The 12,552-nt window shown below is 44.7% G+C and carries 9 protein-coding genes and 1 other RNA gene; 4 read left to right on the plus strand and 6 right to left on the minus strand.

Annotated features, from left to right (window positions below):
• Positions 1 to 72 precede the first annotated feature (72 nt).
• Positions 73 to 612 (plus strand): 5-methylcytosine restriction system specificity protein McrC, encoded by a 540-nt coding sequence (locus ACR0QN_RS03805; RefSeq protein WP_432649865.1) that lies wholly within the window; start codon positions 73 to 75, stop codon positions 610 to 612.
• A gap of 532 nt (positions 613 to 1,144) precedes the next feature.
• On the opposite strand, the gene ssrA is transcribed toward ACR0QN_RS03805, so the two are convergent.
• Together ssrA and smpB are read right to left on the minus strand one after the other, a co-directional pair.
• Positions 1,145 to 1,496, minus strand: a transfer-messenger RNA (tmRNA) gene (gene ssrA, locus ACR0QN_RS03810).
• A gap of 15 nt (positions 1,497 to 1,511) precedes the next feature.
• On the minus strand, positions 1,512 to 1,982 hold the full coding sequence (smpB, locus tag ACR0QN_RS03815) for an SsrA-binding protein SmpB (protein WP_432649866.1): 471 nt from the start codon (positions 1,980 to 1,982) through the stop codon (positions 1,512 to 1,514).
• A 148-nt stretch (positions 1,983 to 2,130) separates the two neighbouring features.
• Between smpB and clpB the strand changes: the two genes are divergently transcribed.
• From clpB to ACR0QN_RS03830, 3 genes are all read left to right on the plus strand, one after another.
• The gene (gene clpB / locus ACR0QN_RS03820; RefSeq protein WP_432649867.1) at positions 2,131 to 4,746 is read left to right on the plus strand and encodes an ATP-dependent chaperone ClpB; all 2,616 of its coding nucleotides are present in this window, start codon (positions 2,131 to 2,133) and stop codon (positions 4,744 to 4,746) included.
• A 144-nt stretch (positions 4,747 to 4,890) separates the two neighbouring features.
• Positions 4,891 to 5,706 (plus strand): helix-turn-helix domain-containing protein, encoded by an 816-nt coding sequence (locus ACR0QN_RS03825; protein ID WP_432649868.1) that lies wholly within the window; start codon positions 4,891 to 4,893, stop codon positions 5,704 to 5,706.
• Between the two features lie 251 nt (positions 5,707 to 5,957).
• Positions 5,958 to 7,859: a hypothetical protein gene (locus tag ACR0QN_RS03830; protein ID WP_432649869.1), complete on the plus strand. Its 1,902-nt coding sequence runs from the start codon at positions 5,958 to 5,960 to the stop codon at positions 7,857 to 7,859.
• Positions 7,860 to 7,912: 53 nt separating this feature from the next.
• On the opposite strand, the gene ACR0QN_RS03835 is transcribed toward ACR0QN_RS03830, so the two are convergent.
• The 4 genes from ACR0QN_RS03835 to ACR0QN_RS03850 form a co-directional block, all read right to left on the minus strand.
• Positions 7,913 to 8,272 carry a type II toxin-antitoxin system PemK/MazF family toxin gene (locus tag ACR0QN_RS03835; RefSeq protein WP_432649870.1) on the minus strand — a complete coding sequence of 120 codons (360 nt, stop codon included), beginning with the start codon at positions 8,270 to 8,272 and terminating at the stop codon, positions 7,913 to 7,915.
• Between the two features lie 164 nt (positions 8,273 to 8,436).
• Positions 8,437 to 9,513 carry a CPBP family intramembrane glutamic endopeptidase gene (locus tag ACR0QN_RS03840; protein WP_432649871.1) on the minus strand — a complete coding sequence of 359 codons (1,077 nt, stop codon included), beginning with the start codon at positions 9,511 to 9,513 and terminating at the stop codon, positions 8,437 to 8,439.
• Between the two features lie 52 nt (positions 9,514 to 9,565).
• Entirely contained in the window at positions 9,566 to 10,873 is a 1,308-nt protein-coding gene (locus ACR0QN_RS03845; RefSeq protein ID WP_432649872.1) for a thymidine phosphorylase, read from the minus strand.
• 21 nt (positions 10,874 to 10,894) lie between these two features.
• Entirely contained in the window at positions 10,895 to 12,493 is a 1,599-nt protein-coding gene (locus ACR0QN_RS03850; RefSeq protein ID WP_432649873.1) for a SpoIID/LytB domain-containing protein, read from the minus strand.
• Positions 12,494 to 12,552 lie beyond the last annotated feature (59 nt).

Here is a 12,552-nt window from a genome sequence, read left to right on the forward strand (position 1 = left end):
CATTACTTGTTATGATCTCTATTTTCCGCATTTTCCTCTTCACCTTTCGGGTGCTGTTTTTCAGCTTTCTTTATGCTTCTATTATACCATATTTTCAGGTTTTTGGGAAGAGGTTGCGGGTTCAGTTTTGCGGAATCAGGCGAAATTCTTGCAGATTATGGTGGAACTGTTAAATTGCAGGAAAGAAAAATGCACCTTGTCGATAAGATAGTATTTGGTAAAGAGAAAACCAATCCGTCCTTTACAATGATACATGATATTTTAGTAGAGTACGGTGGCAAATTATTAATTCTTGATACAAAGTACAAAGAGATTTCTCGATTTGAAGGAAATGCGAAGTATGCAGTGAGTATAAATGATGAAGTGAAACAAGCAGATTTGTATCAGATGGTTTCTTATGCATGGAAGAGAGGAGCAAAGGATGTTTATCTATTATATCCTATGTTTAGATATGAAGAGGCAGAGCCAAATTTCCCTTATGCAGTATGTGAGAGTCCAAATGGAAACATCAATATTCACTTTATTAGAATGCCGTTTGTCTTTGAAGAAGATGGAGAAAAAACAAAACAACAATTAATTTGTGTTATCAAATCGATTTTTGGAATAGAATAGAATCTACTTTTAATCTATTTCTAACGTAAATTTTGTTTACATCCTGACTTTTTTGTGGTATACTATTAGAGTGATGCAGTGAAGTGTACTCAAGCCTTTGGTAAGGAATATTGATTTAGCACTCTTATGTATAGAGTGCTAAATTTCTCTCAACGCTCACTGTTCTATCATCATTCTATCACATTACAAGGATATTATAGTTGTTGTAAAGGGAATCCTAGATGAAACACGTACAGCTAAAAGTACGTGTATTATATAGGAGTCCAATTGTCAACCACGTGTCTAAGCCATTTTCTCAGAATATGACACGTATTTACATTTTGGACATATTTGGCTTTGAACGATTCCTCGATGTGACACGTAAGAATTTTCATTACGTGTCATAGCAAGGAAGTGTGGAGGATGATGACCCTGAAATGGGGGAGTGCTGCTCGTAAAAATACACGTAACAGGAAAAAAGGAAAAAGCCTCAGACAAGAGAAATCCCTTATCTAAGGCCTTTACGCAAACTTTACGTTTACGTGTTACCGATTGGTGGAGATGACGGGAATCGAACCCGTGTCCGAAAACCGATCCACAAGACTTTCTACGAGCGTAGTCTGTTATTCACATTCCCTCGCATAAGCGCAAACAGACACGCACTTATGCTCGGTAGCCTGCAATACATCATACAGACGCAGGCACTTCTGTATGACGTTCACCGTTAATCGGCGCCTGTTCCGAGACCACGGTACTTCTCAGACAGACGAGCAGCAATTAAGCAGCTGCTAATTCAAAATTATCGTTGTCGTCTAATTTTAAAACGTGTGCGGGTTAAAGAGATCAGCACAATCCTCTGCTCGCTTATCCTGCTTCAAAGTCCCCGTCGAAACCTTTACATCCCCGTGAATTGAAGCTGATTATCTGTTCTTTTCCTTGATGGCTCTGTCGATATCACGCTTTGCGGCTTCGGCAGCCATTGCGTCACGCTTGTCGTGAAGCTTCTTGCCCTTGCAGAGACCCACCTGCACCTTGACCCTTGAGCCTTTGAAATAAAGGGAAATGGGTATCAAAGTCAGACCTTCCTGCTTGACCTGCCCGAAAAGCTTGTTTATCTCCTTCTTGTGAAGCAGGAGACGCCTTACACGCATTGGGTCACGGTTGAAGATATTGCCGTGGTCATAAGGAGAAATGTGCATTCCTTTTACCCATAGCTCTCCGTCCTCAACGGTGCACCAGGAATCCTTGAGATTAACGCCTCCCTGACGGATAGCCTTGACCTCGGTTCCCACAAGCTCGATACCGGCTTCGTAGCTTTCAAGTATGAAATAATCGTGCCTTGCCTTTCGGTTTTCGGCGATAGTTTTGAAACTGCTCTTATCCGCAGGCATTTAAACACGTCCTTTCCATACGAATGCTGCAAAAAATAATATACCACATCCGAGCCTGAATGTCAAGGCTTTTCACCTTAATTTTTTTAGCAAATTCCGACATTTCCGTTATATATAATAAAATTACATCTGAAAGGAAGATGATATTATGAATATGCAGAAGCTTACCAAAAAAACTATTGAAGCAATTCAGGCGGCTCAGGACACCGCTTTGAATTACGGCAACACCAATGTTGACCAGCCTCATCTGCTCTATGCCCTGCTTGTGCAGGAAAACGGTCTTATCCCTCAGCTCGTTAAAAAGCTTGGCAAAGACCCTAATGTTGTTGCAGGCAGCGTTGAGCGCATTATCGGCAAGATACCCAAGGTATCGGGCAGCGGCAGGGATATGAACACCGTTTATATCTCCCAGTCCCTTGACAGGCTCCTTAATGCTTCGGAGGCAATTGCCAAGAATATGGGCGACGAGTATGTTTCTGTTGAACATATTATGCTGTCCTATTTTGACAATGCGGACAAGGATATCAAGCAGCTTTTCACCGATTTTGCTCTTGACAAGGACGGTTTCCTGAAAGCGCTGCAGGAGGTAAGAGGCAATCAGCGTGTTACAAACGATACTCCCGAGGACACATATGATGTACTGAAAAAGTACGGTCAGGACCTTGTGGAGCTCGCTAAACAGAACAAGCTTGACCCTGTTATCGGCAGAGACAGCGAGATACGTAACACTATTCGTATACTTTCACGAAAGAGCAAGAACAATCCTGTTCTCATAGGTGAGCCGGGTGTTGGTAAAACTGCTATTGCCGAAGGTCTTGCTCAGCGTATCGTAAGGGGAGATGTTCCCGATAATCTGAAGGACAGAAAGATATTCTCCCTTGATATGGGCTCCCTTATTTCGGGTGCAAAGTTCAGAGGTGAGTTTGAGGAGCGTTTAAAGGCTGTTCTTAACGAGGTGAAAAAATCAGACGGAAAGATCATTCTGTTCATTGATGAGCTTCACACCATTGTGGGCGCAGGCAAGACTGACGGTGCAATGGACGCAGGCAACCTTTTAAAGCCTATGCTGGCAAGAGGTGAGCTCCATTGTATCGGTGCCACCACTCTCAACGAGTACAGGCAGTATATTGAAAAGGATCCTGCTCTTGCAAGACGTTTCCAGCCCGTTCAGGTGGACGAGCCTACTGTTGAGGACACTATCTCCATTCTGAGAGGTCTGAAAGACAGATATGAGGTATTCCACGGAGTTAAAATTCAGGACAGCGCACTTATTACTGCGGCTGTACTTTCAAACAGATACATTTCCGACAGATTCCTTCCCGATAAGGCAATCGACCTTGTGGACGAGGCCTGCGCTCTTATAAGGACGGAAATGAATTCAATGCCCACAGAGCTTGATGATATTGCCAGAAAGATAATGCAGAAGGAGATTGCTGAGACTGCTCTTAAAAAAGAGGAGGACAAGCTTTCCAAAGAACAGCTTGTTGAAGTCCAGAAGGAGCTTTCCGAGCTGCGTGACGAGTTCAACTCTATGAAAACAAGATGGGAAAACGAGAAAAACTCCATTTCCCGACTGCAGAAACTTCGTGAGGACATTGACAAGACAAATGCCGACATTGCCGAGGCTGAACGCAGCTATGACCTTAATAAGGCCGCAGAGCTGAAATACGGCAAGCTGCCTGCGCTGAAAAAAGAGTTGGAAGAAGCGGAAGATGCAGCTGACGATTACGAGAAAAACACTCTGCTCCGTGACAAGGTAACGGACGAGGAGATCGCCAAGATCGTGGGCAGATGGACGGGTATTCCCGTTTCAAAGCTTATGGAGGGCGAGAGAGAAAAGCTTCTTCGTCTTGAAGATATTCTCCACAAGAGAGTTATCGGTCAGGACGAGGCTGTGGAAAAGGTCAGCGAGGCTATTCTTCGTTCAAGAGCAGGTATTCAGGATCCCAATCGTCCTTTAGGCTCCTTTATGTTTATGGGTCCTACGGGTGTTGGTAAGACTGAGCTTGCAAAGGCACTTGCTCAGGCGCTTTTCGATGATGAGAAGAATATTGTCCGTATTGATATGACTGAGTATATGGAGAAGCACTCTGTGAGCCGTCTTATCGGAGCGCCTCCGGGTTATGTGGGCTACGAGGAGGGCGGTCAGCTTACCGAAGCTGTGCGCCGCAAGCCTTATGCTGTTGTGCTTTTCGATGAGGTGGAAAAGGCTCACCCCGATGTGTTTAACATTCTGCTGCAGGTGCTTGATGATGGTCGTATAACCGACTCTCAGGGCAGGACGGTGGATTTCAAGAACACTATTATTATCCTGACATCTAACCTTGGTTCGGATTATATCCTTGACGGAATTGACGAAAACAACGAGATAACTCCCGAGGCAAGGGCGCAGGTCGACAAGCTGCTGAAGACTCATTTCCGTCCCGAGTTCCTCAATCGTCTGGACGAGATCGTGTTCTACAAGCCTCTTTCCAAGAAGGAGATATATCCTATCATCGACCTTATGCTGGAAAAGCTCAGACAGCGTCTTGCAGACAAGCAGCTTGAGCTTGAGGTCACCGACAGCGCAAAGGAGCTTATTGTCAAGGAGGGCTATGATCCGGTTTACGGTGCAAGACCTCTCAAGAGATATATCCAAAGCAAGCTTGAGACACTTATTGCCCGCACTATGATCGCTGAGGACCTGGAGCCCGATACGGTCATCAGAGTGGACAGCGATGGTGAAAAGATGCTTGTGACGGCACTTCCTCCTAAGGCTGAATAATTTTTCGGGCTGTATCATTTACACGGCAGAAATGATACAGCCCTTTTTTACTCAAAACATCAAGAAATCATTTTCCCTTTATGTTATTATATTATCAGAGGGGCAGACGTGCTTCTTTCATTAAATTTATTACCGGTGATAAATATGGAAAAATTTGAAATTCTGTCCGAAGCACTTGATTATATCGAAGAAAATCTTGGCAGGGGAGTTACCCCCGAGGAGTGTGCGGCAAAATGCTGCTACAGCCTTTCAAATATGCAGAAAATGTTCCGCTGTGTGTTTCACATCGGCATAAGCGATTATATTTCACGCAGGCGCATTACTATGGCGGCGAGAGAGCTTATCGAGACTGACAGCACGGTGCTTGATATTGCGGTGAAATACGGCTACAACTCCCACGAGGTATTTACACGTGCATTCACAAGGCTCTGGGGCGTAACTCCCGCAAGCTTTCGCAAAACCAGCGGATTTTCCGAGATATATCCAAAGCTGGGCAGGAACGATCGTCTGTTTGACGGGAAGGGGAATGAAATTATGAGCAGTAAGATCAGATTTGATGTTTCACACCTTTATGATTTTATTAAAGAGCGAAGAGGAAAATATGCGGTTTGCTTTGATATGTGCCACCTGATGTACATAAATGACACATTCGGCAGTACTGCGGGTGACGCTGCCATAGCCGAATGTCTGCGGCGTATTGACAAGGCGGCAGGCGAGGATATGCTGCTTGTCAGGGTAGGCGGCGACGAGTTCGTTCTTATTACCGATTTTGCGGATAGGTCAGATGCGGAGAAAACTGCACAACGGGTGCTTGATCTTAACGGCGGAACCATTAAATGCGGTGACAAGGAATTTGAGGTTTCCATGAGAGCGGGATTTGTTGTTATTCCCGAAAGTGGGAATATTCGCTATAACGAGCTTTTTGACAGTTTTATCATTGCAGGACGTCCGATGGAGTAATAATTAAGATATAGTTTATTCAGGTCTGTATCGTTGATTTATTTGATGATACAGACCGTTTTTTTTATGTAAAAGCCTTTATAATTTACCGTATCTGCGTTTTTTGTTCACATTATGTATTATATAACAAAAAATACTGCACAAATTCTACAAAGAATAATTTGACAAGTTTATTTTTTTGTGTTATAATATCTATAAAGAAATTTGTGTAATCGAACACAGAAAATATATTTAGAAACGGTGGTTGTGTATTGATGGATGTTGTTGAGTTTCGCAGTCTGCTGATTGAAAGTCTCAAGGATAATGAAATCAAATCAGAGCTATTGAAGCTCCTGAGTGATGATAACGTTTCCGAACAGCTTAAAGCTTATGAGGAAAAAATCAAAGAGCTTGAAGCCAAGCTTGAGGAGTCTGCTAAATCGGCAGAGGAAAAATACAAAGATCTTCTTTCGGATTATAACGATTTGTCGGGCACATCTGCCGCTGTCAAGCTTGAGTCGGAAGGCAAGGACAAGAAGATAGCTGAACTTAATGAGACTATCGAAAAGCTTAAAACGGGCGAGAGCGACGCTGAGAAAATTTCTGCAGACCGTATCGCACGCCTTACTTCCGAGATTGACGAGCTTAAATCTGCCGTTTCGGCAAAGGACGCAAAGGTTTCCGAGCTTACTGCTTCCGAGTCTGCGCTCAAGGCTCAGGTACAGTCCCTGACAGATGCAGGAGACGATATGAAGAAGCAGCTTGAGTCCACAGGCTCTGAAAAGAATTCCGAGATCGCACGTCTTACCGAGAAGGTTACTGCACTCACCGCAGAACTTGAGACAGAGAAGGCTAAGAACGCTCAGTCTGTAAGTGCTGCTGCAGATACATCTGCACAGATAGAAATGCTCAAAAAGGAAAAATCCGAGTTGGAGGCAAAGCTTTCTGAGGCTTCCTCTCAGGCTGATTCTATGGCTGCCGCTTCTGCCTCAAAGGTTGCAGAGCTGCAGAAAACTATTGCGGATATGGACGTTAAGATCGTTGGATATGTTTCCGAGATAGACAAGCTCAAGGCTGACGCTGAACAGAAAGATAAGCTTATTGCAGATCTGAAAGACAGCGCTGAGTCCCGTTCCGCAGGCATTGCTTCCGAAAAGGCTGCTCTTGAGACAGAGCTTACAGAGATCAAGGGAAGATACGAAAAGCTTTCCGCAGAAGTTGATACATATAAGGCTGCTGCTGATTCTGCTGCTTCAAAGACTGCAGAGACCGAGAAAAAACTTGCTGAAGCTCAGGAAGATATCGAGCGCAAGGACAGCACCATTTCTCAGATAAATACTCAGCTCCAGGGTATGCTTGTTCTCAGGCAGAAGATCAACGAATATGCCGAGACTGCCAACGCATATGCCGAGGAAGTCGAGAACGCAAGAAGTATTCTTGCAGAGAGAGACAGCACTATCAATGCTCTTAATGCACGCATTGAGGAAATTTCAGGTAAGGAAGGCGAGCTTAACGCCAAGATCGAGCAGTATGCAGACGCCATCAATACTAAGAATTCCCAGATCGAGGAGATCGGAAAATATGCCGAATCCCTCAAGTCTCACGCTGAGGATCTTACTGCTCAGGTGAGTGAGAGAAATGCTGAAATATCCGCAAAGGCTAATGAAATTGCACAGCTTCAGAAGGATATCCAAGCTTATAATCTTACATTCGGTGACCTTACAAAGGTATTTGAGAAGTATCAAAATCTTACTCCCTCTACCAAGAAGGGACTTGCAGATGTATTTAACGAGGATCTTACTGTAAGAAGCTTCCTTTCTAGCGGCGCTCAGTGGGGTCATATCCAGGCTCTTTGGGAATTTGTACAGCAGAAGATCAACAACGAGGATTTTACCGATGTGGATACGCTCAATCAGATCTTCGTTTACTTCCTGGATTTCCACAACAGCAGCTATCCCACTCCTCTTTACGAGCTTCTTGATACCAAGCCCGGCGATGCCTTTGACGAGGAGCAGCACACTAAGATAATGACAAGAGAGGAAAGAAAGGCAGCGTTCTTCGACAACAAGAAGAAGGGCAATGCTACTGAGGGACCCATCAAGGAAGTCGTACTTCACGGATATAAAAATCTAAGAAACGACCGTATCTTAAAGCCTTCTATTGTCAGAGTATAAAAGTTTTCAGCCGCATTTTTCTTTGAAAAATGCGGCTGATTTTATGCGGAACCTTATGTAGCTCCGCCTGTGCCAAGACCGAAACTGATGGATAGAGCGTTGTTGACCTGATTCATTGAAGGAGGGTCAAGCTCTCCCATTCGTTCCTTGAGCCTTTTTTTGTCTATTGTACGGATCTGCTCCAGAAGAACAACGCTGTCCTTTGAAAGTCCGCATTTGTCTGCGTTCAGCTCAATATGTGTCGGGAGCTTTGCCTTTTCACGCTGGCTTGTAATTGCGGCGGCTATTACTGTGGGGCTGTGACGGTTTCCCACGTCGTTCTGTACTATCAGAACGGGTCTTATTCCTCCCTGCTCCGAGCCGACTACGGGGCTGAGATCCGCATAATATATTTCTCCTCTTTTTACAGACATTTTAGTATCATCCTTTCCTTATTTTGTAGGAGATTTTTTCTGTCTGATTATATTTTTACCGCCTGAAAGAAAAATAATCATAGAGCGAGAAATTTTCGCAAAAAAATCAGGACATATCTCCGCCGGTACCTTGGGGGTAAGACGGAAATATGCCCCTTATTATTTTATGCAAGCTGTGATATTGATGTTACGGTGGTTACCAGCAGATAACCGATGACTGCAATCCAGGGAAGCGACGTGAAAAGATATTTCCAAGTGCGTGCGTTTGTATATCCGTTTGTCTCAACGAGTTTTCCGTGGGCGGAGGAAGCGTATCTGACAATTATGACTATTGAACCGATAACGCAGACAAGGCGGAAAAGAGAAATAATTCCGGAGATTATTATAAGAGAAAGTGATGCGTTCAGCAGAGCAGATATATTGCTCAGATTGCTTAAATTTACAGACTGCATTACTACGAGCAGCACTGCTGACATAGTATTGTTGAGAATGTGAAGGAAAATGGAGGGGATAAGTGAGCCGCTTTTAACGGCAATATATCCCCAGACAAGACCGATCGCCATTGCAGGAAGGCACTGGGCAATGTTCTGATGCATAAGCCCGAACAGAACAGCGGACATTATTATGCCGAAAAGATTTCCGTACTTTCGCAGACCCTCAAGAAGCACTCCTCGGAATATAAGCTCCTCAAGAATTGGTCCCAAAAGGCAAATGTAGATATAGATAAGAACGTCGAGCCAAAGTGGATTTCCTTTCGGTGCAATGCTTGCCGATGATGTCTTTTCAATGCTGAAATCGGACAGCTTTCCCATTGCAGCCATTATGGCAAAAATTAGAAAAACATTAACAAATGAGGCAATAGTTGCCACGCTGAATGTCATTGATGTGGCGTTTAAAAAGCCCTTTCCGTTTAGTCCCGGGGTTTTCAGCTTACTTTTCAGATCTGCTTTGGTTATGAGCAGACCTATTCCCAGAGCTGCTATATCTGCGGCAATGGGAAAGCCATAGGAATAAATGGCGGACATTACAGGGGTGGAGCGAAGTATCTGTTTGCCTGCTTTAATACATTCTTCGGTGAATCCGCCGCCCATTATCCCTGAGGATATGGTCATTATCAGGGTGTTAAGTCCGCTGAATATAAGCACAAGAACTATCATTATCCACGCAAGGCGGAAATAATGCTTCCGCAGTAACTTGTTTTCTTCTGCGTCGGGTGGTGCAAAGGTGTTCTGATATGTCATAATATGCCTTTCTTTTGATATGCTAAAAACGCTCCGAATTCGGAGCGCATTTTTAGCTTCTGATTATTTTTATTACAGATTGAGCTTTTTCGCGGGCTGTATCGCTGAAATGGAATAAGTCCTTGAAATCTTTTTCGGCAGCGTCGATATCGCAGTTTGACGAGGTGACAAGCTTTCCAAGGAGCTCTCCCTTTTTAACAAAGTCACCGACAGTCTTGTTAAATATAATTCCTGCTGTGGGGTCTATATTTCCGCCTTTGACCTTTCGTCCTGCTCCGAGACCCAAGGAAACAAGTCCTGTTTTTTCACAGGATATGCCGGAAATATATCCGTCTCTCTCAGATACGACTTCTCTTGTATGGGTTGGAACGCCAAGGAGAGAGTAGTCGTAAAATGCTTTTGCATCTCCGCCCTGAAGCTTTACCATCTTTTCAAGAGCCTTCAGCGCTTTGCCCGAAGAAAGGGTATCAATTGCAAGCGCTCTGCATTTTTCGGGGGAGCCAAGTCCTGCAATGGCAAGCATTTCCGAGGCAAGGGTCAAGGATATTTCATAAAGATCCTCGGGGCAGCTGCCCTTGAGTGCTTCTATCGCTTCAACGACCTCAACTGCATTGCCTACTGCCATTCCAAGCGGCTTTTCCATATTGGTCAGAACTGCTGTGCATTTTTTGCCTGCAAGCTTGCCGACTCTTATCATAGCTTCCGCAAGCTTTTCTGCGTCATCATAATTTTTCATAAACGCTCCGTCACCGACTTTAACGTCGAGAACTATTCCGTCAGCGCCTGTTGCCAGCTTTTTGCTCATAATGCTTGAACAGATAAGGGGAATACTGTCAACTGTTGCGGTAGCGTTTCTGAGGGCGTATATTTTTTTATCGGCAGGAACAAGTGAACCTGTCTGTCCGGAGATTGCAAATCCAGCTTCACGGGTCACGGAAATAAATTCGCTGTGGGTGAGAGATGTTCTCAGCCCCGGTATAGCTTCCAGCTTGTCTATTGTTCCGCCTGTATGACCCAAGCCTCTTCCCGACATTTTAGGAACATAAACTCCGCAGGCTGCACAGATCGGGGCGACAATTAGTGTCGTTTTATCTCCTATGCCGCCTGTGCTGTGCTTGTCTATGCATATTTTCCCCAGTTCTTTGGAGGGCGAATAGGTATCGCCTGAGTTTATCATTGCTGTTGTAAGCGCAGAGGTCTCCTCAGGAGTCATTCCGTTGAAGCATATTGCCATAAGCAGCGCCGACATCTGATAATCGGGGATATCTCCGCTGACAAAGCCGGTTGTTATCCATTCTATCTCCTCTTGAGATAACTCGCTGCCTCGGCGTTTTTTCATTATAATGTCATAAGCGGTCATAGTTTATTCCTTCTATCTCACTCAGCTTATCGTAATTCCGGGGAAATAATACTGAAGTATCTGATCATAGGTGTATCCCTGTTTTGCAAGGATATTTGCGCCGTTCTGGCTCATTCCTACGCCGTGGCCGTAACCGTATGTAACAAAGGTAAATTCTCCGTCTGCGTAGCTTACATCGAAGCACCAGCTTTTTATGCCGAATTTAAGGATATTTTCACGAATCTTTCTGCCAGAAACGGTGACTTGTCCGTCAACGTTTACGCTGCTTACATAGTTTCCGTCAATTCTTCCCGTAACTGTGAGCCAGTTTGCAGGATCGTCGGAAAGGGTAATGCCAAGGTAGCTTTCAAAAGCGCTCTTTATATAGCTTTCGGAGAATGTGGTAATTACTCCGTAGTTTGGGTCGGAAGAAGCGTCAAAAGGTGTTGCTACGCTGGTAAGATAGGGAACGTGATCGCCGCCCCATACATTTTCCGCAGAGGCTGTGGTGCCTGCGGAGGAGGCTGTGTAAACGGTCTGAGCAACTGCTCCGTTATAATAGCAGCATTTTCCGAAAACTGCGTCAACTGCTTGTCTGACTTCATCCGGGACCTCGTGCTTTACAAGCACCGAAGGGACAAGACCGTTCACATTGTGATACTTTACATATGAATAAGCGGCAACAGCCTGTGCCTTTAGAGCTTCCTGACTGAACGAAGGAGACATTTCTGTTGATACTATCATACATACAAGGTCATATGCGTTGATTTCCTGAACGCTGCCGTCAAATCTGGCTGTAACGATCTCAGTGCCTTCGGGAGTTGTTGTAGTAAGTTCCATTTCCGAAGAAACAGGCTCTGAAAAAGAGGGAACTGTTTCAAAAAATGTGCCGCTTGATGTTATGGTGGTTGTCTCGGCAGGGTAGTAGCTGCTCCAGAATGCGGTTGTTGCTTCGGGAACAGGAGTTGTCTGAGTATTATACGCAGACTGCATTTCGTTTAGCTTCTGCATTATTTCAGCTTCGGACTGCTCTTTGTCCAGCTCTGAAAGCAGGTCGGGTGAGGGAAGATCCTCATCTGCAAATGCGCTGTTATCTTTAACAACAGCCTCACTAAGATTATTTTCCGAAATAACTATGTCAAGATCGGTATCTTCGGGAACTGCGTCATAGTTCATATCATCGGCAGGTTCAGATGGCTCGGGCTGAGAAGTTTCCGTATCGGCTCCTGCACTTTCGGTCGAAGTGATCTCCTCTGCAGAAACGGGAACTGCGGTGGTTACTTCGGGGGCTGTATATAAAGGTGTTGCTGCAGGTGCAGTATTTTCGGAAGTGATTTCGGGAGCAGCCTGATAGCTGGGTGTATTTCTGATATGGCTGCTGACTCTTTCATTATCCGAACTGTCAGGAAGATATGCTCCGTTTCTATCATTCCCCGAAACGCCGGAGATATTCAGGGACATTTCGGCTTTCAAAACGGAAGCCTCAGTCTCCTGTTCTGTAGGTTCGGTAGCGGTGTTATAGTAATATTCCTTGGATATCTCAGCGTCGCTGGCGTCGTCAACCATACAGAATGCAAATGTATAAAATGCTCCTATGACGCACAATGCCGCAATGCCGTTGAGAACAGCTCTCAGTTTCATAGTATTATCCTTTCTCGTATGTGTTTCTCTCTTTTTTCAGGAACAAGTGCAGATATCCT

It is taken from the genome of Huintestinicola sp. (genome assembly GCF_050874005.1).
Lineage (GTDB): Bacteria > Bacillota > Clostridia > Oscillospirales > Ruminococcaceae > Huintestinicola.

What these genes read in the sequence shown, in the direction of transcription:
- ACR0QN_RS03805 (WP_432649865.1), top strand. Translation starts at nt 73, where the DNA reads ATGCTTCTATTATACCATATTTTCAGGTTTTTGGGAAGAGGTTGCGGG.
- smpB (WP_432649866.1), bottom strand. Translation starts at nt 1,982, where the DNA reads ATGCCTGCGGATAAGAGCAGTTTCAAAACTATCGCCGAAAACCGAAAG.
- clpB (WP_432649867.1), top strand. Translation starts at nt 2,131, where the DNA reads ATGAATATGCAGAAGCTTACCAAAAAAACTATTGAAGCAATTCAGGCG.
- ACR0QN_RS03825 (WP_432649868.1), top strand. Translation starts at nt 4,891, where the DNA reads ATGGAAAAATTTGAAATTCTGTCCGAAGCACTTGATTATATCGAAGAA.
- ACR0QN_RS03835 (WP_432649870.1), bottom strand. Translation starts at nt 8,272, where the DNA reads ATGTCTGTAAAAAGAGGAGAAATATATTATGCGGATCTCAGCCCCGTA.
- ACR0QN_RS03840 (WP_432649871.1), bottom strand. Translation starts at nt 9,513, where the DNA reads ATGACATATCAGAACACCTTTGCACCACCCGACGCAGAAGAAAACAAG.
- ACR0QN_RS03845 (WP_432649872.1), bottom strand. Translation starts at nt 10,873, where the DNA reads ATGACCGCTTATGACATTATAATGAAAAAACGCCGAGGCAGCGAGTTA.
- ACR0QN_RS03850 (WP_432649873.1), bottom strand. Translation starts at nt 12,493, where the DNA reads ATGAAACTGAGAGCTGTTCTCAACGGCATTGCGGCATTGTGCGTCATA.